Source organism: Tardiphaga sp. (genome assembly GCF_044336785.1).
Lineage (GTDB): Bacteria > Pseudomonadota > Alphaproteobacteria > Rhizobiales > Xanthobacteraceae > Tardiphaga.
The window spans coordinates 12,168-36,599 of record NZ_JBIIOT010000052.1 but is presented as its reverse complement, the minus strand read 5'-3'; the positions used below and the strand labels follow the sequence as shown (position 1 = coordinate 36,599).

At 62.3% G+C, this 24,432-nt stretch carries 23 protein-coding genes and 1 tRNA gene; 9 read left to right on the top strand and 15 right to left on the bottom strand.

From position 1 onward, the window contains the following. The 6 genes from ACIQ2A_RS15815 to ACIQ2A_RS15790 all read right to left on the bottom strand — a co-directional run. A partial coding sequence (locus tag ACIQ2A_RS15815; RefSeq protein WP_398480804.1) for a dihydroxy-acid dehydratase occupies positions 1–716 on the bottom strand: 716 nt, incomplete at its 3' end. A 272-nt stretch (positions 717–988) separates the two neighbouring features. After that, positions 989–1,885, bottom strand: a complete 897-nt coding sequence (locus ACIQ2A_RS15810; RefSeq protein WP_398480801.1) for a 3'-5' exonuclease — start codon at positions 1,883–1,885, stop codon at positions 989–991. Positions 1,886–1,952: 67 nt separating this feature from the next. Then, positions 1,953–3,452 (bottom strand): helicase HerA domain-containing protein, encoded by a 1,500-nt coding sequence (locus ACIQ2A_RS15805; RefSeq protein ID WP_398480799.1) that lies wholly within the window; start codon positions 3,450–3,452, stop codon positions 1,953–1,955. 288 nt (positions 3,453–3,740) lie between these two features. Then, on the bottom strand, positions 3,741–4,169 hold the full coding sequence (locus ACIQ2A_RS15800; protein ID WP_398480797.1) for a hypothetical protein: 429 nt from the start codon (positions 4,167–4,169) through the stop codon (positions 3,741–3,743). A gap of 79 nt (positions 4,170–4,248) precedes the next feature. Then, complete coding sequence (locus tag ACIQ2A_RS15795; RefSeq protein ID WP_398480795.1) at positions 4,249–5,592, bottom strand: pilus assembly protein TadG-related protein; 1,344 nt, start codon at positions 5,590–5,592, stop codon at positions 4,249–4,251. 375 nt (positions 5,593–5,967) lie between these two features. Further along, positions 5,968–6,213, bottom strand: coding sequence for a hypothetical protein (locus ACIQ2A_RS15790; RefSeq protein WP_398480793.1), 246 nt, complete (start codon positions 6,211–6,213; stop codon positions 5,968–5,970). 629 nt (positions 6,214–6,842) lie between these two features. Here ACIQ2A_RS15790 and ACIQ2A_RS15785 point away from each other — a divergent pair. Both ACIQ2A_RS15785 and ACIQ2A_RS15780 read left to right on the top strand, forming a co-directional pair. Next, positions 6,843–7,184, top strand: coding sequence for a hypothetical protein (locus ACIQ2A_RS15785; RefSeq protein ID WP_398480791.1), 342 nt, complete (start codon positions 6,843–6,845; stop codon positions 7,182–7,184). A 117-nt stretch (positions 7,185–7,301) separates the two neighbouring features. After that, the gene (locus ACIQ2A_RS15780; RefSeq protein ID WP_398480789.1) at positions 7,302–7,796 is read left to right on the top strand and encodes a hypothetical protein; all 495 of its coding nucleotides are present in this window, start codon (positions 7,302–7,304) and stop codon (positions 7,794–7,796) included. 239 nt (positions 7,797–8,035) lie between these two features. Here the strand turns inward: ACIQ2A_RS15780 and rpoH are convergent, their stop codons facing one another. Both rpoH and ACIQ2A_RS15770 read right to left on the bottom strand, forming a co-directional pair. Further along, positions 8,036–8,935 carry an RNA polymerase sigma factor RpoH gene (gene rpoH / locus ACIQ2A_RS15775; protein ID WP_398480787.1) on the bottom strand — a complete coding sequence of 300 codons (900 nt, stop codon included), beginning with the start codon at positions 8,933–8,935 and terminating at the stop codon, positions 8,036–8,038. 213 nt (positions 8,936–9,148) lie between these two features. After that, positions 9,149–10,159: an RluA family pseudouridine synthase gene (locus ACIQ2A_RS15770; RefSeq protein ID WP_398480785.1), complete on the bottom strand. Its 1,011-nt coding sequence runs from the start codon at positions 10,157–10,159 to the stop codon at positions 9,149–9,151. 31 nt (positions 10,160–10,190) lie between these two features. Here ACIQ2A_RS15770 and ACIQ2A_RS15765 point away from each other — a divergent pair, with 31 nt between their 5' ends. Beyond that, positions 10,191–10,529, top strand: coding sequence for a hypothetical protein (locus tag ACIQ2A_RS15765; RefSeq protein WP_398480783.1), 339 nt, complete (start codon positions 10,191–10,193; stop codon positions 10,527–10,529). A gap of 46 nt (positions 10,530–10,575) precedes the next feature. Here the strand turns inward: ACIQ2A_RS15765 and ACIQ2A_RS15760 are convergent. Beyond that, a tRNA-Glu gene (locus ACIQ2A_RS15760) sits at positions 10,576–10,650 on the bottom strand. A gap of 146 nt (positions 10,651–10,796) precedes the next feature. Here ACIQ2A_RS15760 and ACIQ2A_RS15755 point away from each other — a divergent pair. The 5 genes from ACIQ2A_RS15755 (at position 10,797) to ACIQ2A_RS15735 (ending at position 16,918) form a co-directional block, all read left to right on the top strand. Next, positions 10,797–11,201 carry a carboxymuconolactone decarboxylase family protein gene (locus tag ACIQ2A_RS15755; protein WP_398480781.1) on the top strand — a complete coding sequence of 135 codons (405 nt, stop codon included), beginning with the start codon at positions 10,797–10,799 and terminating at the stop codon, positions 11,199–11,201. Positions 11,202–11,237: 36 nt separating this feature from the next. Next, the gene (locus ACIQ2A_RS15750; RefSeq protein ID WP_398480808.1) at positions 11,238–11,480 is read left to right on the top strand and encodes a DUF1272 domain-containing protein; all 243 of its coding nucleotides are present in this window, start codon (positions 11,238–11,240) and stop codon (positions 11,478–11,480) included. A gap of 119 nt (positions 11,481–11,599) precedes the next feature. After that, a complete protein-coding gene (locus ACIQ2A_RS15745) occupies positions 11,600–12,538 on the top strand; it encodes a 3-hydroxyacyl-CoA dehydrogenase NAD-binding domain-containing protein (RefSeq protein ID WP_398480779.1) in 939 nt (312 codons plus the stop codon). Between the two features lie 4 nt (positions 12,539–12,542). Beyond that, the gene (locus tag ACIQ2A_RS15740; RefSeq protein WP_398480777.1) at positions 12,543–13,475 is read left to right on the top strand and encodes a 3-keto-5-aminohexanoate cleavage protein; all 933 of its coding nucleotides are present in this window, start codon (positions 12,543–12,545) and stop codon (positions 13,473–13,475) included. A gap of 299 nt (positions 13,476–13,774) precedes the next feature. After that, positions 13,775–16,918: a glycoside hydrolase family 113 gene (locus ACIQ2A_RS15735; protein WP_398480775.1), complete on the top strand. Its 3,144-nt coding sequence runs from the start codon at positions 13,775–13,777 to the stop codon at positions 16,916–16,918. 23 nt (positions 16,919–16,941) lie between these two features. Here ACIQ2A_RS15735 and ACIQ2A_RS15730 read toward each other — a convergent pair whose 3' ends face one another. From ACIQ2A_RS15730 to ACIQ2A_RS15715, 4 genes are all read right to left on the bottom strand, one after another. Beyond that, positions 16,942–17,346, bottom strand: a complete 405-nt coding sequence (locus ACIQ2A_RS15730) for a hypothetical protein (protein ID WP_398480772.1) — start codon at positions 17,344–17,346, stop codon at positions 16,942–16,944. Continuing rightward, positions 17,343–18,515: a glycosyltransferase family 4 protein gene (locus ACIQ2A_RS15725; protein WP_398480770.1), complete on the bottom strand. Its 1,173-nt coding sequence runs from the start codon at positions 18,513–18,515 to the stop codon at positions 17,343–17,345. Before ACIQ2A_RS15725 ends, ACIQ2A_RS15730 begins: the two co-directional genes overlap by 4 nt. A gap of 17 nt (positions 18,516–18,532) precedes the next feature. After that, a complete protein-coding gene (locus ACIQ2A_RS15720) occupies positions 18,533–19,234 on the bottom strand; it encodes a glycosyltransferase (protein ID WP_398480806.1) in 702 nt (233 codons plus the stop codon). Positions 19,235–19,803: 569 nt separating this feature from the next. Further along, positions 19,804–20,649: a WecB/TagA/CpsF family glycosyltransferase gene (locus ACIQ2A_RS15715; protein ID WP_398480768.1), complete on the bottom strand. Its 846-nt coding sequence runs from the start codon at positions 20,647–20,649 to the stop codon at positions 19,804–19,806. A 264-nt stretch (positions 20,650–20,913) separates the two neighbouring features. On the opposite strand from ACIQ2A_RS15715, the gene ACIQ2A_RS15710 reads away from it, so the two are divergent. Further along, positions 20,914–21,966, top strand: coding sequence for an endo-1,4-beta-xylanase (locus tag ACIQ2A_RS15710; protein WP_398480766.1), 1,053 nt, complete (start codon positions 20,914–20,916; stop codon positions 21,964–21,966). A gap of 1 nt (position 21,967) precedes the next feature. Here the strand turns inward: ACIQ2A_RS15710 and ACIQ2A_RS15705 are convergent, their stop codons facing one another. Then, positions 21,968–23,401 (bottom strand): lipopolysaccharide biosynthesis protein, encoded by a 1,434-nt coding sequence (locus ACIQ2A_RS15705; protein WP_398480764.1) that lies wholly within the window; start codon positions 23,399–23,401, stop codon positions 21,968–21,970. 3 nt (positions 23,402–23,404) lie between these two features. Next, positions 23,405–24,427, bottom strand: coding sequence for an acyltransferase family protein (locus tag ACIQ2A_RS15700; protein ID WP_398480761.1), 1,023 nt, complete (start codon positions 24,425–24,427; stop codon positions 23,405–23,407). Positions 24,428–24,432 lie beyond the last annotated feature (5 nt).

Here is a 24,432-nt window from a genome sequence, read left to right as displayed (position 1 = left end):
TCCGGGAAGTCCTTCAGGCGGCGCGGATCGTCGGACGGCGGCGCCACCATGTGCAGCGGCTGCATGCCGACCACGCCGATGAAGGTCTGCATGGTGTTGTAGGTGAAGATGCCGCCGCACGAGCCATAGCCGGGGCAGGCATGGCAGGCGATGTGGTGGCGATAGTCGGCGTCGGGATTGCCGGCGACCTGATAGGCGCTGACGATGTCAAGCTTCTCGCCGGTCTTCGGATCCTCGCCGGGATGGATCGCGCCGTCCGACATGATGATCGACGGCTCGTTGTGCTCAAGCAATGCGGCGAGCGCGCCGACCGGCGGCTTGTCGCAGGCAACCACGGCGATGGTGCCGAGCAGGCCGGTGGCGCTCAGATGCTCCGACAGCGCGTCATTGGTCACTTCGCGACCGATCAGCGAATAACGCATTTCGCGGGTGCCGTTGCGGATGCCGTCCGAGGTGGCGATGGTGTATTCCGGCTGCACCAGGCGATAGGGCAGCTGGCCTGCGCCGCGGCCGATCCGCTTCTTCAGGGCTTCATGGATCGCGTCCACTTTGGACATCACGCCCATATAGCACTGGCTGTCGCCCTTGGTGCCCACCACGCCCACCGACGGCTCATGAATGAGCGTCTCGTCCGTGCCGAGCACGCGCGCCATACCGATGGTCTGCGCGGAGCGGCCGGGGTGCTTGTCGATGGTGACGACGGGGGACTTGGACACGACGAATTCCTTCCTAGACGGCTCTTTAGAGTGATTTTGAATAGACCCCATGGGGCAGAAAAACAATCGGAATGGCTGGAAAACGGGCAGGTCTGCAATGCGTTGCAGCGACGCTTGGATCACCTCTCCCCGCCGGGGAGAGGTCGGATCGCTCTTGCGATCCGGGTGAGGGGCTGGTGACGTCGGCGCGCGGGGCTCCCCCTCACCCGCGCGCAAGAGGCGCGCGACCTCTCCCCGGTGGGGAGAGGTGAAGGGCGAGCGGAGCGTATGGCCTACGCCCTTGTCGAATACCGCACCGTGGCGCTCAGCGCCTGCACCCGCGGATCGACCTCGCGGAGATAGATGGTGCTCCGCAGAAATTCGATTTCCGCGGCCTCCTGGCCCTCGTCCACGTCGATATACCAGGATTTCGGCCGGCCATCGGAACCGTCGCTCCAGCGATAGCCCCGGCGTTTCAGCTCGTCCTTGAGATCGAACGGCGACTGCTCGGCCCAGACCCGCATGGTCTTCCGCCGCGCGCGCTCCAGCAGCGCGGCGAGGGCGGAGGTGCCGACGGCCGGCAGCTCGAACGCCAAGATTTCCAGCAGCGCATGACAATCGTCAATCGCCCGATGCGCCTGATGGAAATAGCCGGCGCCGGCCAGCAGATAGCCGAGCTTGGCGCCTTCGAAACCGTGCTTCTGCCAGTCGATCTCTTTCTGCGAACAGCCCCATGGCTTCTTGGCAAACAGGGGGCAGATGCGCTCGGCAAATTTGCGATCGAAGCCGGCATTATGCGCGATGACGATCACAGCGCCGTCGACGAAGGCGGTGACGGCATCCTCGTCGATGCGATGCCCGGCCACCATCTCGTCGGTGATCCCCGTGAGTTCGACGATCTCCGGCGGGATCGGATTGGACGGTTCGTTGAACGCGGTGAAGACCTCGCCGGCGCGGATGATGGTGCCATCCGCGAGATAGTCGAACTTGATCATCGCCAGTTCGATGATCTCGTCGCGGGTGTAATCGAGGCCGGTGGTTTCGACGTCGAGCAGGATGCCGGTCTTCACAACCGCGCCATTGTCGTCAGCGAATTCACTGCGCGGCACAAGGCGGCGAAGAACGCGATACTCGCCGGAAGACGCGAGTGTCTTTGCCATGGCGGCCAAGCTGTGTGGGTCGTGCAGCATGAGTTAAGGCGCAGTCCGTCGAATCAGAAGCGATGGAACAAAGCTATCACGGCAAGACGCCTACGCCTTACTCCGCGGCCGCAGCCTCGCCCGCATTGGGATCGCCCGGCGCCGTGGCCCAGGCGAGTTCCACCAGCGTGACGATGCGCTTGCCGGTGCCGTCCACCTGGCACACGATCAGCCCCTGTTCCTCGATATAGCTCAGCAGCCGTCGCGCCCGGCGCAGCGAGTGCGAGCCATAGGCGCGGGCAATCGCCGCGTCGCCGGGGCAGGGCCAGCCTTCCTTGGCGGCGCGGGCGATCATCATGAACACGCCCTGCATGTCGTCGGGCAGGATCGCCGCGCGCAGCGCCACGTCCTGCCAGCCGGTGTCGTCGCTGAGATCGGAGCCGAGCCCGGCGCGCGCATGGGTCAGCATGCGGCGGAATTCGTTGAGATCAGGCACAGCGGTGCCGAGCCCGTCGATGCGGCAGCGGACCACGAATTCCTGATGCAGCACGCCGATGGCGCGAAACCCCGCATCGGGCTCGGACATCAGCGCCTGCAACACGCGATCGACGCGCGCGCGGCGCTCGGCGATTTCCTCGGGCGTCGGCGGCGGTGCATCGGGCTCCGGCCGCAGATCAGGCCCGGCCGCGCGGGCGGCCATCAACTGGCCGAGCAGATCCGGCGAAGCCGGTGCACGGCGCGCCGGCCGCATGCTGGTTTCCGGCGGCGGTGCTGCGAGGATCACAGCACGCATCTCTTCCGACGCGGCCCCCGGCAGCGGCATCAGCTTTGGCGTGGCATTGCGCGGCGCGGTTTCGGTCGTGCCGATGCGCAGGCCGAGCGGCCGTCGCGACAATGCGGGCCCCAGCGCCATGAACTGCCCGCGTTCGAGATCGCGAAACGCTTCCGCCTGCTTGCGCTCCATGCCGAGCAGATCGGCGGCGCGCGCCATGTCGATATCGAGGAAGGTGCGGCCCATCAGAAAGTTCGATGCTTCGGCTGCGACGTTCTTGGCGAGCTTGGCGAGTCGCTGTGTCGCGATGATCCCGGCAAGCCCGCGCTTGCGGCCGCGGCACATCAGGTTGGTCATCGCGCCGAGCGAGAGTTTTCGCGCCTCATCCGAGACTTCGCCCGCCACCGCCGGCGCGAACAGTTGCGCTTCATCGACGATCACGAGCATTGGATACCAATGGTCGCGCGGTGCATCGAACAGCCCGTTCAGAAACGCTGCCGCGCGCCGCATCTGGTTCTCGGCGTCGAGACCTTCGAGATTGAGCACGGTGGAGACGCGATGCTCGCGCGCGCGTTCGCCCGCGGCCTGCAGCCCGCGTTCGGTGTGGTCCTCGGCATCAATCACCAGGTGGCCGAAGCGCTCGGCCAGCGAGACGAAATCGCCTTCGGGATCGATGATGGTCTGCTGCACCCAGGGCGCGCTCTGTTCGAGCAGCCGGCGCAGCAGATGCGATTTTCCGGAGCCGGAATTGCCCTGCACCAGCAGGCGCGTCGCCAGCAATTCCTCGAGGTCGAGAGACGCCGGCGCGCCCGCCGTCGTATGCCCCATCTCGATCGCGACAGTCATTCCGGTCCAAAGCTCCTGAGCGGAGGGCTTACCAATGCGGGGCGGGGGCGTCGAGGGAAGCGGCGATGTTCCACACAGGCAAGTGTGCAACAGCGGTGGAGCTCAGGCGGTTGCGGAAATCCCTCCCCCAAGCGAAGCGCAGCGGGGAGGGTGGCCGATAGGCCGGGTGGGGTCTCTCCCCACGAAAGAAAGTAGCGTGGGGATAGACCCCACCCGTCACTCGCTTCGCTCGCGCCACCCTCCCCGCTGCGCCGCTACGCGGCTTGGGGGAGGGAAGGGCAACGCGCTCTATTTCAGCGAGATCGCCAATCCCGACAGATCCGCATTCACCATCAGCCCGGTCTGCCGGCCCGACAGCTCCAGCACCGCGCCTTTCTCATTGGTCAGCACGATCGCGCTCACACCGCGCCCGATCGCAGCCCCGGCACCACCCGCGCCATACACACCCGCCACATCCGACGGCCGGTTGATATTGCTGACCCGCCCGGCGAGCCGTGTCTCCGACGCGCCGAACACCAGTCCGGCGCTCACGCCGCCGATCGACAGCGGATATTGCCGGCCGCGAAACGTCAGCACGCCGTTGCCTCCGGATGCGCCGATGAACCAGCCGCCCTTCAGCACCTTGAAGCGAATGGTGCCGCTATCGGCATGAGCGATGGTCGCCGTGGCAGCAAGCGCTGTGAGCGCGACAAGGGCAGTGCGGAGACGGGAGCGCATGGGTTTCCTCAGGGGTTGATTCGTGAGGGAACCATTGTAGGCGAAATCGCCCGCGATACCGATGCGGGTGGAGGTCGCTCTATTTCGACACCCTCAATTTCGTCAGCGAGGTCCCGATCGAGTTGAACGTCGATATCACCTGCGACGCATCCGTCAGCATGAAGAAGTTGCTGCTGCCGCTGGCGCAGGATTGCAGGATTGTCGATGTCGGGTCGCCGCCGGTATTGACCTGGATCGTATAGATGGTGACGCCGGCCGCCTTGATGTTGTCGCACAGCAATTGCTGCCGCGCATCGACCTGCGGTGATTGTGTGCTGCCATTGCCATACCAGCGGTCCATGGTGTTGAGCCCGTCCGACAGCAGGACGATGGCCTTGGTGTAAGTATAGTTGCTGTCTTCCGCCGGCGCATTGAACGGTGCGCTCTGTTGCAGCGTCTGCCAGGCCCAGACCAGGCCGATCGGCTGATTGGTGCCGCCCAGCGGCGTCATCGCGCTGACGGTGGATTTCAGCGAGCTCCAGCTATAGCTCAATGGCGCGATCGGTGTCGGACAATAGGACGACTGGTCGGCGGGATAATAGGTCGCCGTCGAGGTCGGTGCAGTGACCTGCACGTCGTAGCTTTGCGTGCGGTCCATCACGCAGCCGTTCCAGGTGCTTGTGCTGTTATTGCTGGAACCGCAGATCATGGTCTGGTTGCGCGCATTGTATTTCGTGCTGCAGGTCCAGCCCTCCTCGATGCTGCCGGAGGTGGACCAGTTCGACCAGTCGATATAGCCGCTGTTTTTGTAGCCGGTGCCGAAATTGACGACGTTGGCGAATGGCACGATGGAGACATAGACGTCGCCATTGTTGGTGGCTGCGGCGCTGAGCTGGTCGATCAGGTTGTTGGTCGCGGTCTTCAGGGCCGACATCTTGCCGCTGTCGGACATCGAGCCGGTATTGTCGAGCGCCAGCGCCACGCGCAATTTGGTGGTGCCCCAGGTGGTGGTCGATGCCGCCGTCAGTTGGAATGACGGAAAGCCGATCACGCGCAGGAATGCGGTCTGGATCGTGCCGCTGCTGGACGATGTGATCTGCGATCCCGTCGTCGCATTGTTGGTATAGGCGGCGGTCACGGTGACGCCGCTGATATCGGCATTGGTGAACTGCGCGTTGAAATAGTTGAGCAGGCCGGAGGTGATCGCAGCATTGCTCATGGTGCCGGCCGCGTCGTCTTTGGCGATCATCAGCGTCGCCGCATCGAGGATCGTCTGCATCCGGCTGCGCGCCGCAGTCGCGCGGGAATAATCGACGGCGGCGCCGACGAAGCCGATTATCGGCAGCAGTGCGATGGCAAAGATCACGGCGACATTGCCGCTCTCCGCGCGGCGGAAGCGATGGGTCAGCGACAGCAAATAGCGGCAAACAACGGCGATCATCATGCGATCCTCGACAGGCGGGATCGACGGTGCGGCGACAAACTAAATCGTGGGTAAAAGCTTCCGCGGCAATTGTTTCGCGATGTGTCGAAGCGAATGGCGGCAGCGCCTTGCCCTGATACCGCTATTGAATGTCGAGCATCATAAAGCCGGCGGAATCCAGAAGTTACGAAAGCCGTGGATGGTTGGCGTTGCGACAATGCCTGACAAACTCAGACATAAATCTCCTGATGCGCGTTGCAGTGATGGGGCTGCCGGTTACCGGCACGGGCAGCCGTAGAGCGGATTAGCGAAGCATAGTCCGCCGTGGATGTTTGTGAAAGCGCTCTAGCGTTCCTACAAACACCGCCGGCGGATGACGGCTTCGCCTTATCCGCCCTACGGTTCAGCGCTGCCGCGCGTGCGCGAAGCCGCATGCCACCGCGACAGATAGTAGATGAACGCGATCCACAGCACCGCGCCCGGCGCGAGGAATGCGAGCAGGACGACGTAATAGTCGCCGCCATAGGGCCACCAATCCGCAAAGAACGCGCCGGCGATCACGATCGCGACGCCCAGCACAACAGCGCACATGTCCCGCCAGCTCAGCCGCGAGACCCGCCATATGAAATCGATGAAGTCCATCATCGCGAGCAGACCGTTGTCATTGAGAGCGGCCGAGGGAATGACCGGTGATACGCATGGTAATCCGCCAGTGGTTAAAGGGCAGGGTGCGGAGGCTGCGCGACGCAAACCCGCCCCATTGAAAATAATCCTTGACGAAATTCCCGCCCTAGACAATATTCCCATCCATCCCCTCCTTCGGTGAGGGGCGTGACCGGGACGCCGGTGGCGCGGTTGGGGATGTGGCGCCTGCGGGCGGGAGGGAGACGTTCCCTCACGCACTCGGGAGGTCTCGGGTCACCGTCCGGCCCCACTATGGGGGTCTGCCGCTAGCGCGGCTGGACGTGGCATCGGCGACAGGCAGGAAACTGCCGGACCCTGCGGGGTCAACAGCCTTTGCCCGGAAGAACGGTCCTGGGGACAGAAATCGCCACGGTGGAGCGTCGAAAGGCGTTCCGCGGCTTTGCTCTTCCGGCGATCCGGAAGATTGAGGTCGCGGCACTTGCTAAAGCTGCGCCTTTCGGCGCTCCGCCTCCCTCATTTCGGGAGGCACATTGAGACCGCCACTCACGCGTTGATGCGCGGGCGCCGCAGGCGCGTGGCCGTCAGCCAACTCACTCACATCATCATCGCAACGAAGGAGAGGTCACATGCTCGTTTCACATGCCGAGGCCAGAATATTGAAGCGCCGTCGTCGGGCGCAGCATGATCGCTTGGCCAAGGAGGACACAGATGCTGTGCGCGCCGTCTGCGTCGATCGGGCAACCCGGATCATATCCGACAAGATCGGGGCCTATCAGGCTTGCCCGTCAGCGAAATGCCGGCGACGGCGCAACTGTATCGGTGAGCAGCTTCGCTGCAGCCCGATCATTCATGCGCACGGCAAATACGATATCGGCCGCACCGCCGAGCGAATCTTCTGGGACACGCTCGACAGGTTCGATGATGGCCGGCCGATCGAAATCCATGCAGGCGATGGCGGCATGGCATGAATTCGTTAACCGGCCTGACGACGCGCATGCGCGGTGCAGTGACACCGCGCGCCGGGACAGCTAGAACCAAGCATCGAGACGCGCGGATGATCATGCGCGCTGGCAAGGGGAATGACGATGCGGGCGATCACGATGCCGGCCTTGAAGACAGTGCTTGTTCGTCCGCGCGCGGTCGCATTTGCGGCGATCGCGGTGCTGGCGCTGGTCGATGTGTCCTTGCTGATCGCGCGCGAGGCGCCGAGCGTGCCGTCGCTGCAGAAGCTCGGCTTCGACATGGAGTCGGCCGGCTTCAAGGCGCGCTTCGCCAACGATGCCGCGGGCAAACTGGCGCTGAGCAAGCTGCCATCCTATCGCTTCGTGGTGCACAGCACGCCGAAGGGCCCGCGCTATCTGTTTGCGGATCCCGCGAAATGCATGTGCACCTTCGTCGGCACGCGCGACAACTATCTCAACTATCAGGACCTCGTCCGCAACGGCCTGCCGCAGGCGGATTACGTGTCCCCGGACTACAAGACGCAGGCGAGCGCGCTGCTGGCCGACGATCCGATCCAGTCCGACAGCGTGTATTGGGAGCCCGACAGCATCTCGGATGCGTTCAACGATTATTGGTAGCAGCGGCGGCGGCTGTATCTCTCACTGTCGTCCCCGCGAAAGCGGGCACCCATAGCCTCCGAGTTTCGGCTCTTGCCGTAAACTCTCGTAAGACTTCTACACAGCCGCACCGCATTGACGCAGTGTATGGGTCCCCGCTTTCGCGGGGACGACATCGGAGTGTAAGGGCGCCAATCACCCAACAAAAAAGCCGGCGTTTCCGCCGGCTTTCGTGGTCTAGCTGTCCGCTGTCACACCAGTCAGTGCGCAGCTTCCATCGCAGCGGCTTCCGCCTTGGCGATCGTGCCCTTGACCGCCGTCTGCACCTTCTCAAAGGCGCGGACTTCGATCTGGCGGACACGCTCGCGCGAGACGCCGAACTCGCTGGCGAGATCTTCCAGCGTCATCGGTTCATCGGCGAGGCGACGAGCCTCGAAGATGCGCCGTTCGCGCGGGTTGAGCACGCCGATCGCACCGGTCAGCGCCTGGCGGCGATGATCGAACTCTTCATGCTCCGCCAGAATGGCTTCCTGGTTGGGCGAGTTATCGACCAGCCAGTCCTGCCATTCGCCGGCTTCGCCGTCGTCACGGATCGGTGCGTTGAGCGACGCGTCGCCACCGAGGCGGCGGTTCATGTCGATCACGTCCTGTTCCGTCACGCCGAGACGCGTGGCGATGACCTTGACCTGGTCGGGGCGGAGATCGCCTTCGTCCAGGGCCGAAATCTTGCTCTTCGCCTTGCGCAGGTTGAAGAACAGCTTCTTCTGGTTCGCGGTCGTGCCCATTTTCACGAGCGACCACGAGCGCAGGATGTACTCTTGAATCGACGCCTTGATCCACCACATGGCGTAGGTGGCCAGACGGAAGCCTTTCTCGGGCTCGAAGCGCTTTACCGCTTGCATGAGACCGACATTGCCTTCCGAGACCACTTCCGAGATCGGCAGTCCGTAGCCGCGATAGCCCATGGCGATCTTGGCAACGAGCCGCAGATGGCTGGTCACGAGATGATGCGCCGCCGTGCGATCCTCATGTTCACGCCAACGCTTGGCGTACATGTATTCCTGCTGGGGTTCCAGCATCGGGAACTTGCGGATTTCGGCGAGGTAGCGAGAGAGACCCGATTCTCCGTTGAGAACCGGCATTGTAGCTGTACGGGCCATGATGACGCCCTCCAGATGTTCAGGCCCCCGATAGCGGCGGGCCAGGCAGCGGACGCTTGGTTAAAGCCGTCCTGGCTGCGATGTTCCGCGTCTCACTTGACGCAGGTGCAACATACACCCTTTACCGAGCGGTATGGAAGTGAATTTTCTGTCACGTTGCTGTGTGGACAGAATAAGAGTTTGATAAAACTACTTATTTTGTATGCAACTGCGTCATTCTGTCAAAGCCAGATGGCTTCGCAGGGTCGCCAAATCGTCCGGAAGCTCGGCGGTCCACTCCAGAATCTCGCCTGTGCGGGGATGTTCGAGCGCCAGCAGATAGGCGTGCAACGCCTGCCGATCGAGCGCTTCGAGCGCGGCCTTGCTTTGCGGCCCGAGCGACGAGGCCTTGGTCTTGAAATGCGGGCCGTAAACGCCGTCGCCCATCAGCGGATGCTGGATATGGGCGAGGTGCACGCGAATCTGATGCGTGCGTCCGGTCTCGAGCTGGCATTCGAGCAGCGAGGCGACGGGCCGTCCCATGCGATCTGCAAACTCTTCCAGCACAGTCCAGTGCGTCACGGCTTCACGACCGCTTTCGCGGACGGCCATCTTTTCGCGCGCGTGCGGGTGGCGGTCGATGGCGGCTTCGATCGTGCCGCGCGGCCGGTTCGGCACGCCCCAGGCAAAGGCTTTGTAGCCGCGGCGCATCTCGTTGGTGCGGCCGTGATCGGCGAATTGCGCGGTCAGCGACTGATGCGCGGCGTCGTTCTTGGCGACCACCATGAGCCCGGTGGTGTCCTTGTCCAGCCGATGCACGATGCCCGGCCGGCGCACGCCGCCGATGCCCGACAGCGACGCGCCGCAATGGGCGATCAGCGCATTCACCAGCGTGCCGGTCTCGTGGCCGGCGGCGGGATGCACGACCAGGCCCTTGGGCTTGTTGATGACGATGATGTCCTCGTCCTCGAACACGATATCGAGGGCGATGTCCTCGCCTTCGGGCTCAGCCGGTGCGGCAGGAGGGACGTCGATTGTGATCGTATCGCCGGCATTGACGTGATAAGCGGGGTCGCGCACGGCGGCGGCGTCCTGGCTGGCGCGGGTGAGGGACACCTGCCCGGCGAGGATCAGCGCCTTCAGCCGCGAGCGCGACAGCGCAGGCGCCCGCACCGCCAGCACACGATCGAGCCGGTTGGAGCCTTCGTCGCCCTGGACGGTGACGTCTACGCGCTGATCGTTCATTCCGAAAACCTTACTCTGTATCGAGACGTCAATGACCCAGCCTGCCGACGCATTGCCCGAACCCACTGCCGACCAGGCTGCGATGATCGCCCGCGTTCGCCGCATGATGCTGATCGCCGGGCTGACCACGGCGCTCGGCGTCGGCGCCTTGCTGGTCGTGATCGGCTACCGCCTTTTCCGCAGCGAGGGAAGTGCGGTGACCTCAGCCGCGACCGCGACGCTGCCCAAGGGCGCAAAGATCGTTGCCACCGGTGCCGCCGGGGACCGTATCCTGGTGACACTGGATATTGGCGGCCGTACGGAAATCCGCACCTTCGATGCCAAAACGCTGAAGCCCGCGGGCACGCTGAGCTTTGCCAACGAGCCGTAAAACGCTCTAAAGCGCCAGCAATATCAACGATTTGCGTGAAATTGAATGGCGCTCCCTAGGGGAATCGAACCCCTGTTTCAGCCTTGAGAGGGCCGCGTCCTAACCGCTAGACGAAGGGAGCGTGTGGGCGTGCAATTAGCCGGGAATGGCGCAGGCTGCAAGTGGTCTTGCTCTGTTTGGCCACATCTCAGAACTGCGCATCCCGTACATGCAGGCGATGCCGCGCGATGGTAGAGCAGTCTCAATAGCGATCAGGAAGGATACGACATGAGCTACAATCAGACCGTCACCCTCGGCACCCTGTTCGATGACGGCCTCGCGACACGGCGCGAAGTCCTGGGCGCGGCCTATGTCGACAAGTCGATGCAATCCACCAACGACTTCATGATGGCGTTCCAGCACATCACCACCGAATGGTGCTGGGGCTATGCCTGGAATCGCCCCGGCCTCGACAAGAAAACCCGCAGCATGCTGAATCTCGCGATGCTGACGGCGCTGAACCGCGCGCCGGAAATCAAGCTGCATACGCGTGGCGCCATCAACAATGGCCTGACCGTGGATGAGATCAAGGAAGTGCTGCTGCACGCCACCGTCTATTGCGGAATCCCGGCCGGTCTCGATGCGTTCAAGGCCGCGAACGAGACGCTCAAGGAGATGGGCAAGGTCTCGTAACAGAGCGCAACAGCCAAGAGAGAGGGAACGATCATGGTGCTGGCGATCCGACCGAATTGCGAATGCTGTGATCGCGACCTTCCCAATGGCGATCCGCAGGCGCGGATCTGCACGTTCGAATGCACCTTCTGTGCGGATTGCGCGGAGACGCGGCTCGGCGGTCGCTGCCCGAATTGCGGCGGCGATCTCGTGCTGCGGCCGACGCGTCCGGCCGGCAAGCTGGAGCGCTTTCCAGCCTCCACCGAACGCGTGACCAAGCCGCACGCGGCCTGCGCTTAAGGCCGGCGCGGGCCAGCATTGCGCGGCCGGGACATGCGGCCGCAGCAAATACGATTGCCCGTGACGATGTGACTTGCCACACTGCGAAGCAGGAAACGCTTACGCAGAGAACAAGAACAATGTCACTGATTGCACCGGATGCCGTTCGCCACATTGCTGTCGTGGGATCGGGCACCATCGGCGCCAGCTGGGCTGCGCTGTACCTCGCCCATGGCTATGACGTCACCATCTATGATCCGCAGCCCTCTGCCGAAGCCGCGACGCATGATCTGATCGCCAATGCCTGGCAAGGGCTGGTCGCGCTCGGCGTGGCCAGTGGTGCGACACCGAAGCCGTGGCGGTTTTCCACCGATCTGGCGGAGGCCGTGCGCGATGCGGATTTCGTGCAGGAAAGTGGCCCCGAGCGCGCCGACATCAAGAAGAAACTCTATGCCGATCTCGAAGCCAGCCTGAAGCCGGGTGTTATCGTGGCCTCGAGCACGTCCGGCCTCGTAATGAGTGACTTGCAGGAAGGGCTGAAGACACCTGAGCGTTTCGCTGTCGGCCATCCCTTCAATCCGCCGCATCTGGTGCCGCTGGTAGAGATCGTCGGCGGCAAGACCACGTCACCGGATGTGCTTGTCTGGCTCGATGCCTTCTATCGCCGTGCCGGCAAGGCGCCGATCCGGCTCAACAAGGAAGTGCCGGGCCATCTCGCCAATCGCCTGCAGGCCGCACTCTGGCGCGAGGCCGTGCATGCGGTGACCAGCGGAATCGCGAGTGTCGAGGACGTCGATACGGCGGTGTCGCAAGGACCGGGCCTGCGCTGGGCGATCATGGGGCCGCATATGATCTTCAGCCTTGCCGGCGGCGAGGGCGGCATGAAGCATTTTCTCGATCACATCGGCCCGGCCATGGAAGACTGGTGGCGCGATCTCGGCACACCGCAATTGGGACCTGAGGTCAATGCGGCGCTGATCGATGGCGTGGCGGAGGAAGCCGGTGCGCGCTCACGCGCCGAACTCGTCAAGCAGCGCGATGCCGCGCTGATCGCGCTCATCAAGCAGAAGAACGGGTGACATCATGCGACGGAGCAACAAGGTCATCATCAGTTGTGCGGTCACCGGTTCGATCCACACGCCCTCGATGTCGCCGCATCTGCCGGTGACACCGCAGCAGATCGCCGATCAGGCGGTCGGCGCGGTGGAAGCAGGGGCCGCCATCGTGCATTTGCACGCCCGCGTCCCGGATAGCGGACGCCCGACCCAGGACAAGGACATCTACGCAAAGTTCCTGCCGGAGATCCGCGATCGCTGCGACGGCATCATCAATATCACCACTGGCGCCGGTCTCGGCATGACCATGGACGAGCGCCTCGCTGCAGCGAACTGGGCCAAGCCCGAGATCGCCTCGATGAATATGGGCTCGTTCAATTTCAACATTTCCGGCGCCGCCAGCCGCTTCAAGGACTTCCAGCACGACTGGGAGCGGCCTTATCTCGAAGGCACCACCGACTTCATCCTGTCCAATACCTTTTCACAGATCGAGCGCGGCATGCGCGAGCTCGGCGATCACGGCACGCGGTTTGAATTCGAGTGCTATGATGTCGGCCATCTCTACAATCTCGCGCATTTCGTCGGCCGCGGATTGGTGAAGCCGCCTTTCTTCGTGCAATGCATTTTCGGCATTCTGGGCGGCATCGGCCCGGATCCCGAAAACCTCATGCATATGAAGTCCACGGCCGATAGGCTGTTCGGCAATGACTATTATCTGTCGGTGCTGGGCGCGGGGCGTCATCAGTTCCCGCTGGTGACCATGTCGGCGATCCTTGGTGGCAATGTCCGCGTCGGCCTCGAAGATAATCTCTATCTCGGCCGTGGCGAGCTTGCGACATCGAACGGCGCGCAGGTCGCAAAGATCCGCGGGATCCTCGAAGGTCTTTCGCTGGAAATCGCAACGCCTGATGAAGCGCGGCAGATGCTGCAGACCAAAGGCAAGCGCAACGTCGGCTTCTGACGATCGGACGAATCGAGTTTTCTTTTCAGGCCGGCGCAGTGACCTGCGCCGGCCTTTGTCGTTGTCGTGGAAATCCCACGCGAGCTCATATCGCGTAACTACAAATCTGCATCATATCGCAGCAGATGCGTTGTTCCTTTGCAGGAACCGTAGCAGCTCTGTTGCTGAGAACACGCAGTCGCACATCATCTGCAGATACGATTTGAAATTCCACTTCCATAAAACTTTGGATCGGTCTCTTAAGGCCGCCGTTAATTCATTGCGTTAAGCGTCCGACAAACCGGATCGGAGATTATTTCGTGGCAAACCTTTTTGAAGTGCAGGGCTTCGGCGCATTGTCGGAGTGGAACGGACAATTCGCCAGCGCATCAGCAGCGCAGCAGTTTCAGCAGATCGCAGCGCTTGGTTCCAATTCGGTGAGTCTCACCGCGCGGATCTGGAGCGACAACAAGACGACAAGCGACGTGTTCGCGCATCCCGGCAAGACCGAAAGCGATGCGAGCCTGCTTGCAGGTTTCAAGGCGGCGGAGGCCGCGGGATTGAACGTCGTGTTCAAGGCGGCGATCTCGCCACTCGATGGCACGGGTTCCATGACGCTGTCGCCGAGCAATATCAGCGCATTCTTCGCATCTTACAAAGCCGAGATCGTACGTCTCGCGGAGATCGCGCAGCAGGGCGGCGTCGATACATTTGTCATCGGCAATGAGATGAGCAGCCTGACCGGCAGCGCCTATCGTGGTTACTGGACCGACATCATCTCCTCGGTACGTCAGGTCTATCAGGGGGAACTCAGCTATTCGGCTGCGACCGACGAAGCCTTGAAGGTCAGTTTCTGGGATCAGCTCGACATCATCGGCGTCAACACCTATCCGCCGCTCACCTCCAGCACCACGCCGACGGTGCAGGAGATGATCAATGCCTGGACCGAGGTTCCGTACAATCCCTATTACGCGGCTGCCTTCGACTATAAGTCGCCGGTGGATTTCCTGCATTCGCTGTCGGAGACCTATGGCAAGCAAGTGCTGATGACCGAAGCCGGCTTTCGCAGCATGGAAGGCACGGCGATGCGTCCGGGTTCCTGGACCGCCAATGCGCCGGCCGATGTGGCGGAACAAGCTGATGCCTATAACGCCTTCTTCCAGGTCTGGAGCGCCCATGGCGGCAGCTGGATGAAGGGCGTCGAGTTGTGGCAGTGGGATCTCAACGGCAAATATAACGAGACCGGCTATTCGCCGATGGGCAAGCCGGCTGAAGCGATCGTCGCGCAATACTTCAAGGGCAATGGCACGAGCCTCGACCTGAACATCACGGGATCGGCGATCAATGACGTGATCGATCTCGGCCGCGGCAATGACACGATCAATGCCGGCCTCGGCAACGACGTCATCTATGGCGGCGATGGCAATGACGTGATCATCGGCGGGCCGTCGACCCAGGCCAAGCTCGCCACCACGACCATCACGCTGACCGGCTACGGAACAGCGGCGTCGGGCGTCAATGCGCAGGCCCAAGTGCTGGTCAACGGACAGCCGGTGACGGGGCTCCTGGAATTCAAGCCCGCCACCGATCCGTCAGGCTACCAGACCTACACGATCACCTTCGCCAATCCCGATCAGCTCACGAGCCTCGATATCTCGCTGATGAATTCGGCGCCGGGCCGTGCGCTTCATTTCAAGGACATCATCATCAATGGTGTGGCGGTGGCGCCGAAGGATGTCATCAATGCCAGCGCGCAGGGATCGTTCGATCTTTATGTCCGCAGCATCCATGTGGATGCCGCCGCGCATCAGGATTGGTTCTTCGGCGCCAATAGTGACAATGACATCATCTATGGCGGCGCCGGCAACGACACCATCACCGGCGGTATCGGCAATGACGTAATCGACGGCGGCGACGGGATCGATACGGCCGTGTTTTCCGGCAAGGCGGCGGATTACAAGATCTCTTTCGTCAATGGCCAGATCGTCGTCACCGACAGCGTCGCCGCGCGCGATGGTACCGATCGCATCACCAATGTCGAATATTTCAAATTTGCCGATGCGACCATCAGCACCGCCGGATTTCTGGCGAGCCAGTCGGCGCTTTCGAAAGGTGCGGAATATCAGGCGCTGGCCTCCAACGGCACCGCGGTCACCAGCGAGACCTTCCGCCATGCCGATGGCTCGCGTGATGTCTACACCCGCGACATCGCCGGCAAGAGCTACACGTCCGAGCACAGCGTGATCGCGTCCGGTGGCAAGACCCAGCTGGTCGAGCGCTTTTACAGCGACGGCGACATGGCCTTTCGCCAGATCGTGAATGGCGACGGGTCGGTGTCGTCCAGCGACTATGATGGCGATGGCCACCTCACCAAACTGCTGACCAGTTTTTCGGACAGCTCGTTCCAGCAGTTCACATTCAATGCGGCAGGCTTTCAGACCAACATCACCACGCGCAATGCGGATGGCACCCGCGATATCCGCGATTACGGTATCACCGGACAGGACTATACGTCCCGTCATACGGTCACCGACACATCCGGCAAGAGTGTGCTGATCGAAGGCTTCCACAGCGATGGCACGCTGGCGATGAAGCAGACGGTGGATGCGGCCGGCACCAAGACGTTGGCCCAGTATGATGCGGCAGGCCATCTGTCGCAGCAGACCGTCACAAAGACCGACGGCTCCTTCGTGCAGACCGCCTACAAGCTCGATGGCGGCATCACCAGCCAGACCATCCGCAGCGCCGACGGCATGCGCGACACCATGACCTATGATATCGTCGGCAAGGCGTATACGACCGAGCATGTGGTGCGCGACGCGGCTGGCAAGAGCGTGCTGATCGAGCAGTTCCACAAGGACGGCTCGCTGGCGCTGACACAGTCGGTGGACAGCGCCGGCATCAAGACGCTGGCGCAATATGACGACAGCGGCCATCTGAAAATCCAGACGGTGACGCAGGCTGATGGGGCCTATGTGCAATCGAGCTTCGCGGCCAATGGTGCGCTCACCAGCGTGACCACGCGTGGTGCCGACGGCAGCAAGAGCGTCGATACATTCGGCATCGCCGGTCAGGCCTATGTCGCCAAGCATGATGTGCTGGACGCATCTGGGCAGCGGTTGGCCACCGTGCTCGATAACAAGGACGGCTCGCACACGATGACGGCCTACAAGGCCGGAGTTACGCTGACGTCAACCAGCGATACGGACATCATGAACAGCGCTGGCGGTGACACCTTCGTGTTCAAGCAGCTGGGCGGCCACGACGTCATCAACAACTTCCACGCCGGGCAAGGCGCGAACCACGACGTCATCCAGATCGCATCTTCCATCGCCAAGGATCTGTCGCAGCTGGCCGTTCACGTGGTCGGCCACGACACCGTCATCGATCTCGGCCATGACGCGTCCATCACGCTGAAGGGCGTGACGGCGCCGTTGACGTCGCATGATGTGCTGATTGTCTAAACCTCAAGAAAAAGGGCCTGACCTTACATCAGGCCCTTGATCTTCTTGCAGGAGGTCACGCCCGTCGATGACAGGCTTACAATCTGCGACGTGGATTTCGCCCGCAACTGATCCTTCTTCGAGATGAAGCGGAGTGTCGCGCGCGGATTGGCGTCGCAGAAGCGGGACAGGGTCGCGGCCGTGGCGGAGATGGTGTCCTGCTTTGGGATCACGCCGATGCCGCCGTCTTTCAGGATGAAGGCGTCCTGCACACTCGGCATCGTCGCCGTGGCTTCGCAGACCTTGAACAATCCGTCATAGGTCTGCGGTGTCATCTGCAATTCGCCGGCCAGGCCGCCGAGCAAATATTCGCGGCTCTTGTTGCAGCTGCTAGCCTGCGCTGCCGTCGAAACGGCGAGCATTGCCAGCGCGAGTGCCAGTGTCCTCATGCGGATATCGCCTCGATTCGCGCAGGCGATTGCGGACGCGGCAGATGGTAGGTCTCGGCCGCGCAGCGCTCCCATGACAGGTCGCGCGCATGGGCTCTTGCGCCGGCCGCAAGGCGGGCACGCAGATCGCCGTCCTCCGCGATTTGCTGGATCACGCTGGCGATCATGTCGACGCGTGGCTGCACCAGCAGGCCGGACTCGCCGGCCACGACGGCATCGGGCACTCCGCCGATATCGCTGGCAATGCTGGGCAGGCCCGCAGCGCCCGCCTCGAGATAGACGAGGCCAAAGCCCTCGACGCGACCGGAGGATTCCGGCAGGCCGGTGAGGCAGAAGAAGTCGGCGGCGCCATAGAGATCGCGGATGTCTTCATTGGACAACGCACCGAGCAGGCGTACATCGCAATCGGAGGTCTGGATCAGGCGTTTGACGTCATTCACATAGTCGGCCTCGCCCTCGGGGCCGATCACCAGCCAGGTGATACGGCGACGCAACTCATCCGGCAGCCGCGCCAGTGCTTCCAATGTGAGATGATGGCCCTTGCGGCGGGTGATCCGCGCGACGGTCACCATCACGATCCGGTCCGCATCGATCTCGCGATGGGCGCGCACAGCCGCCTGATCCTTGCGGCGGCCGGACCAGAAATCCGAGACGCCAAGGCGGATCGCATGGATGCGTCGCTCTTCGATATTGAACTTTTCCCGGAACAGATCACGGGTGAAGCGGCTATTGGCTGCCACTTCCGTGCGAGGGCCGAACACGCCGCTGCAACGGATCGCGAGGCGCTTGAGGGCTGTTTGCGTCTCGTTGATCTCGGTGCCATGCACCGTCATCAACACCCGCGCCGGCGTGCGTCCGCGTGCGAGGGCCACGGGAATGAAGAACGGCCAGTCGGCTGCATGCACCACATCGAAGGGAGCGGCTCCGATGCGGCTGCGCGCCAGCATGATCTTGGCCGGCAGGTCGCGTGCCGAATGCAAGCCGCCACTGAAGCGATGCACGGGAAACGGCGAGGCTTGGTCCGCGACAGACGTGTCCTCCCCATAGTCCGGCGCGACCATCGTCACCTTTGCGCCGAGTTGCGTCGCCGCGGCGGCGATCTCGCGCGCATAGGTGCCGATGCCGCCCCGCATCGGGGCGTATTCGCTGGTCAGCAGCAGGATATTCACGTCTTGAGTCCCGAGCCTCAATGTGCGGGTGACGGCGTCAGCCCGCGACCATCCTGGATCTGCTGGTGATAGGTGTAGACCCGCGCCAACTGCTTCGACGGTGTAAAGTTGGAGATGGCATCGGCCACGCGCTCCGGATTGAGCGTCCGATTGTCGATGGCGTCGCGGATATCCACAAACCGATCGGCCAACGCCTCTACCATCTCGTCGCGCGAATGGCTGCGCGGGATCAGGTACCCGCTCTGCCCGTCGTGAATGACGGATTCAAGCTGGGGCAGATGCACGGCCACGGTGGGGCGTCCGACGGCGAGTGTTTCCAGCACGCAGCGTGGCATGCCTTCGAACTCCGACGTCAGGATTCCCGCATGTGCACTGGCCAGAGTCGAGGCCATGCCGAGGGCATCCTTGAAGCCATGACGCACGGTAATGTCTTCGATCGCAGCGAATTCCGGGAAACGATGCGGGTCGCTGGTGCCGATATAATGGAATTCCAACTTGCCATTCAGCTTCTCGCGCAGCCGCGCAATGGTGCGGAACATCAAGGGAGGATCCTTGAACTCGTCAAGACGGCCGGCAAAGATCACGCGGAATGGATCCGTGCTTTCGGCGAAAGGCTGCGGCTTGAAGATATCGGTGTTGACCCAGGTCCACAGCGTGTCGATCTTGTCTTTCTGGGACGGGTAGGTGTTCTTCAGCCGTTCGGTGATGAACGGGTTCACGCACAGGAAATGCGAACTGGTGGAGACGGCGAAGCGTTCGCCGAAATTGTGTACGAAGGAATACTTCTTCAACAGCGAGTCCATCTGCAACTTCGGCGCGCCCTCGCCATGCAGCATCTGCACATAGGGACGACGCAGCAGCGTCGGCAGCCAGGAGAATTCGACGCGGCGCAGATCGACGGTGCAGCCGCGCTCGCGGATCAAGCGTGACACCGGAATGAAATGGCGCAGCAAAGCCGAGAAGAACTGGCCGGTGAGCGACGACCGGATCGTCTTCGCCGCTTCGCGCGCCTGCTGGTCGGTGTAGCGCAGGATCGGCAGGAAATCGAAATCGCGGCCGCGGAAGGTGAGGCGGCGGATTTCACCGAGCTTCAGGTCACCGACCGAATCGACGCCGACGAACAGAAGGTCGGTGTCATCGGGATGAAAGGTGATGAAGTCGCGGATATAGGTTTCGAGCCCGCCGACCTTCTGGCCACGTGGATCGAAGGGATGGATCAGGCAGATCTGATAACGGCGCCTGGCAGGAGCAGCATTGCGGGCGCGCAGGCCCAGGGTCAGCGTGGACGTCATGCGGCTTTCCTTGTGCGAGGCGAGGTCAAGAAGCGGGTGCGCGCTGTGAAGATCTGCGGCAACGTGCTGGCGAGCAGGCGAGGGACCGCGGCAGCGCAGCGCGCGTAGCGCGGGGCGAGGCGGCTTGGATTGTTGAGCATGCGCCAGGCCCATTCGAGCCCGGTCTTCTGCGCGAGCATCGGTGCGCGCACCTGCGTGCCGGCAATGAAATCGAGCGATGCGCCGATGCACAGGAAACCCGTGCCATTGAGCTCATCGAGGCAGCGCGAGGCGAACACTTCCTGCTTCGGCGCGCCAAGCGCGAGGAAGCACAGCTTTGCGCCAGATGCGCGGATGCGCGCGATCGCTTCATCCGCTTCTTCGGAATAGGCACTGAAATTACGACCGGGCGCGAAGATGCCGGCGACTTCGAGCCCCGGATAGCGGCGCTTCAGCTCCGCGGCTGACTTCTCCAGCGTGGGTTCATCGGAGCCGAACAGGAAGATCGGCAGACCCTTTTCACCTGCAGCGGCGCAAAGCGGTTCCACGAGATCGGCACCGGTGGTGCGCGAGATCGGCACGCCGAGCAAACGGCTCAGCACGACGATCGGAAAGCCGTCGGCGGTGACGAAGCGGGCCCGGCGATAGGCAGCACGAAAGTCGGGCTTTTGTTGCAATTGCACGACATGATCAAGATTCAACGTGCAGACGCTGAAATTCTCGCCCTGTTCGGCGGCATCGACGATCGATGTGACCGCTTCCGACAGCGATGACACATTGATGGTCACACCATCGACCGTGAGATTGTTACTTGCCGGATTATCTCCGGCGAAAGGTGCTTGTGAAAGCTGTGTGTCCACCATGTCGCTCCCCTGGTGACGATGCGGTCGAGTACGCTTGCATACACGCACTATCTGCTCATCAGAGAAGCAGTGCCCGCACGCAAAGCCGAAAGACACTCTCCTCGACATGGCGGACATGAAAACGAACTATTGCGACGCAACGATGGCGGTGCGGTCGCGTGATACCAGAATACGCGTGATGTCCTTTTGAATCGGTGGAGAGTGAATATGTTCGAATGCTCAAGGAGAAAGTCGCTGGCGATTCTCGCAGGCGCTACACTTGCCATGCATCACGATGCGGTCGCTGCTCCTCAAACGCAGAGCGGTGCACAGAGTCTCGGTGCGATTGCGGCGAAAAAGGGATTGCTGTTCGGCGCTGCTGCTGGACCGGTCATCGATAAAGACGTCGGATATCGCGAACTCTATACGAGTCAGACCAAGATCATCACCACTGATGTTGCACTCAAGATGGGCACGATTGCGCCACAAGCGGGCGCGTTGCGATTCGAGGCAGGTGATCGATTGCTTCAGTTCTGTGCGAGCAACAAGATTCCCATGAGGGGCCACTGCCTGATCTGGAATGATTGGGTGCCACAATGGATCAAATCCATGAGCGTCGATGAACGTAGAAAATTCTTCGACAGTTATATCGATCAGGTGGTGAGCCGCTATGCGGGCAAGTTGCATTCCTGGGACATCGTCAACGAGCCGTTCTGGCCGGGCCACAAGGCACCGGGCGGCTATCGGCTCGGTCCCTGGTACGATGCGTTCGGAACCGACTACATCAAACGCGCTTTCCAGCGCGCAGGGCAGGTCGATAAGACCTCGAAATTCGTGCTCAATGAGGCGCAGACCGAGCGCGACGACGATGTCGGCCGCACCTCACGTGCGGGAATGTTGCATTTGATCGATGAATTGCAGCATGCCGGCGTGCGACTTGATGCCGTCGGCCTGCAAGGCCATCTGCAGCCACGCTATCCGCACGATCCGCAGCGCTTCTTGGAGTTCGTTCACGCGCTCGCCGAACGGAAGATCGATATTTACATCACCGAATTCGACGTGCGCGACGATACATTTCCTGATGATGTCGCTGCGCGGGACAAAGTGATCGCCGAAACCGGCGAAAAATTCCTCAACAGCGTGTTGCAGGTGCCGGCTGTGAAGGCGGTCATCACCTGGCAGCTGTCGGATCACTATTCATTCTACAAAGGGATCGCGTTGCAGAAGGATCCGACCACCCAGCGCCTGCCGCGGCCATTGCCTTATGATGCCGACATGCAGAAGAAGCCGCTCTGGTTCGCCATGGCACGCGCTTTAGAGAACGCGAAGCGCGGTTAGGTCAGGAGAAGCGGGGCTGACGCCTGACCATGCGCAGCAGTGTCGGCCCATACAGGACCGCCAGGGCCACAACATAGAGGGCCGCACCGGCCGCTATATGTGCCGCAAGCATCGTGTATGACTTTGCTTCCGGAATCCGGGTCAGCAGCATCGCCATGGCCAGTGTTGCGAAGGCGATGCGCGCGAGATGCGACCAGGGCAGAGTCAGGCCGAAGCGTGTGAAGCCGAGTGCGAAACTGACCAGGGCTGCAGCGATGGCGGAGATCACTGTTGCCGCGGCGGCGCCGACCAGCCCCCAGATATGGATGCAGATCAGGCTGGCGACGATGGTGACAGCCGCATCGATGGCCGAGACCACGACCATCAATCGCGTCTTGCTGTGGAGCAGGAAGACCTGGTCGCCGAAATGCGCGCGGACATTGCGGATGGACCCTGCCAGTGTCGAGAGCGGCAGGATTGCGAGCGTGACGGCCTGAAATGGTGCGGCGATCAGCAGATGCACGATCTCGGCGCGCAGCAGGAAGATGCCGACAATGCTGGGCGCCAGGATGCCAAGCAGAAGCGCGCCATTATCCGAGAGCTGCCGCATGGCGGCGTTGCTGCCATTCTGTTCCATGCTTTTGACAGCGAGCGGGAATGCCGCCGCCGTCACCAGCATCGCGGCGACGGCAGCAGCGCGCTGCCCGAGGCCATAGCCGACGGCGAACAGGCCGGCAGCAGCGACGCCGAGCATGTCATTGACGATGAAGCGCGAGGCATTGAGCCCGACCCAGCCGAGCGCGCCACCGAAGATCAGCGGAATGCCATAGCCCAACGCATGGCGGATGATCTCGCGGTCGATCGGCCAGACGCGCCGGCTGAAGCCGATTTTTGGCAGCACGATCAAGGCGGCAAGCAATTGTGCCGCCGCATAGCCAAGCAGCGGCCATTCAGGCGCCGGGCTGATTGTCTCGATCAGGAGCAGGCCGAGCAGGAAGCCGATAGATGGGCCGACGATCTGCTGGATCGAATAGACGCCGATCTGGTGGCGGACGCGTGCACGCTCGGCAATATAGAGATTGAGCGAGCGGCTGATCACATAGGCCACGGTGGCGCCGAGCAGCATCAGATTGGTGTCGGTGGCGATCACCGTATAGAGCACCGCAATCACAGCCGCGCTTTGCAGCACGAGCGACAGCAGGATGACGACATTTTCGGTGCGGTAGAAGCGCTCGGCGTTGTCGCCTTCCTGATAGCGCCCGAAGAATCGCAATGCATATTGCGACCACCAGGCGAGGAAGCCGATCTGAAGCAATTCATGGGTCGCGGTGATGAGCGTGATCACACCCAGCGTATGTTCGTTGACCACATGGGTCCACACGATCATGGCGACCAGCTGGAACAGCGGTCCAACGATCTGGGCGGGTAGATAAAGGATGGTGCGTTTCAGCAGCATGCGTCACGCTCCCAGATAACGCAGCACGCGAGGCGGCGCCCATTGGCGCAAGGCCAGCAGCGCCGCGCCGGTGACAGCGAGGGCGATGACATACATCAGAAGCGTCGCTGCAACGCCGCCGAGGGACCGGAACCCGCCCAGATCGCGCAGCGCCATGATGACGAAGATGTGCCAGAGATAGATGAAATAGCTGCCTGCGCCGAGTGTGGCGAGCAGCGGGATATCGATGCGTGTGGCCAGCAACAGCAAGCTGAGCGCGGCGGCATAGCCGAAGAAGGCTGTGGAATCATAGGCGGCCGCGTCGCCGATCACTGCCATGCGCACGGCAGTATAGGCCGCATAGGCTATTATCGTGACGATACCGAGCGTCGGCAGCATGTCGAGCAGAACTTCGCGGATCGACGCCCGCGCCACCAGCATGCCGAGCGCCGCAAAAGCGAACCAGAACGGAATGTCGCGCATGCGAAACTCCTCGATCACCCCGTCGGACAGGCCGAAGCGCGTCAATGCGGGATCGAGGTAGCTCCCGGTGACGAGGCCGAGCGCGATGGCGATCAGGAGCAGCACACGCAATCGCTGCTCAGCTTGTTCGGGCACGCGGGTCGCAAACCACAGCACCAGCCACAGCAGCAGCGTGCAGCCGATATAAACGAACACGTAATAATAGACGAAGACGTAAGCGAGACCGAACCGCGCAACCGTCGTGGTGATGCGATGATCCATCGCCGGGTTCAGCAGCGCCATATAGAGATATGCCGCGAAAAAGGCGATCGCGTAGGGGATGACCGTTGCAGTCAGCCGCCTCGCAACAGGCACGCGACCGGACAGGCCGGTGAGGTAACCGGAGGCAAACAGGAAGATCGGCACGCAGGGACGCAGGAAAGCGTCGAGCGCGATCTTCCAGGAGGTATCGAGTGGCTGCTGAAGCGCATGGATGCCGATGACCATCAGGATAGCGATGCCGCGCATGGTGTCGATCGCACCGTCGCGGGTGGCGACGGCGGCGCGGTTCGGCGCGCTGGCCATGTCTG

What these genes read in the sequence shown, in the direction of transcription:
- ACIQ2A_RS15715 (WP_398480768.1), bottom strand. Translation starts at nt 20,649, where the DNA reads ATGGTGGACACACAGCTTTCACAAGCACCTTTCGCCGGAGATAATCCG.
- ACIQ2A_RS15755 (WP_398480781.1), top strand. Translation starts at nt 10,797, where the DNA reads ATGAGCTACAATCAGACCGTCACCCTCGGCACCCTGTTCGATGACGGC.
- ACIQ2A_RS15780 (WP_398480789.1), top strand. Translation starts at nt 7,302, where the DNA reads ATGCGGGCGATCACGATGCCGGCCTTGAAGACAGTGCTTGTTCGTCCG.
- rpoH (WP_398480787.1), bottom strand. Translation starts at nt 8,935, where the DNA reads ATGGCCCGTACAGCTACAATGCCGGTTCTCAACGGAGAATCGGGTCTC.
- ACIQ2A_RS15810 (WP_398480801.1), bottom strand. Translation starts at nt 1,885, where the DNA reads ATGCTGCACGACCCACACAGCTTGGCCGCCATGGCAAAGACACTCGCG.
- ACIQ2A_RS15770 (WP_398480785.1), bottom strand. Translation starts at nt 10,159, where the DNA reads ATGAACGATCAGCGCGTAGACGTCACCGTCCAGGGCGACGAAGGCTCC.
- ACIQ2A_RS15710 (WP_398480766.1), top strand. Translation starts at nt 20,914, where the DNA reads ATGCATCACGATGCGGTCGCTGCTCCTCAAACGCAGAGCGGTGCACAG.
- ACIQ2A_RS15800 (WP_398480797.1), bottom strand. Translation starts at nt 4,169, where the DNA reads ATGCGCTCCCGTCTCCGCACTGCCCTTGTCGCGCTCACAGCGCTTGCT.
- ACIQ2A_RS15745 (WP_398480779.1), top strand. Translation starts at nt 11,600, where the DNA reads ATGTCACTGATTGCACCGGATGCCGTTCGCCACATTGCTGTCGTGGGA.
- ACIQ2A_RS15765 (WP_398480783.1), top strand. Translation starts at nt 10,191, where the DNA reads ATGACCCAGCCTGCCGACGCATTGCCCGAACCCACTGCCGACCAGGCT.
- ACIQ2A_RS15785 (WP_398480791.1), top strand. Translation starts at nt 6,843, where the DNA reads ATGCTCGTTTCACATGCCGAGGCCAGAATATTGAAGCGCCGTCGTCGG.
- ACIQ2A_RS15730 (WP_398480772.1), bottom strand. Translation starts at nt 17,346, where the DNA reads ATGAGGACACTGGCACTCGCGCTGGCAATGCTCGCCGTTTCGACGGCA.
- ACIQ2A_RS15700 (WP_398480761.1), bottom strand. Translation starts at nt 24,427, where the DNA reads ATGGCCAGCGCGCCGAACCGCGCCGCCGTCGCCACCCGCGACGGTGCG.
- ACIQ2A_RS15805 (WP_398480799.1), bottom strand. Translation starts at nt 3,452, where the DNA reads ATGACTGTCGCGATCGAGATGGGGCATACGACGGCGGGCGCGCCGGCG.
- ACIQ2A_RS15705 (WP_398480764.1), bottom strand. Translation starts at nt 23,401, where the DNA reads ATGCTGCTGAAACGCACCATCCTTTATCTACCCGCCCAGATCGTTGGA.
- ACIQ2A_RS15790 (WP_398480793.1), bottom strand. Translation starts at nt 6,213, where the DNA reads ATGGACTTCATCGATTTCATATGGCGGGTCTCGCGGCTGAGCTGGCGG.
- ACIQ2A_RS15795 (WP_398480795.1), bottom strand. Translation starts at nt 5,592, where the DNA reads ATGATGATCGCCGTTGTTTGCCGCTATTTGCTGTCGCTGACCCATCGC.
- ACIQ2A_RS15740 (WP_398480777.1), top strand. Translation starts at nt 12,543, where the DNA reads ATGCGACGGAGCAACAAGGTCATCATCAGTTGTGCGGTCACCGGTTCG.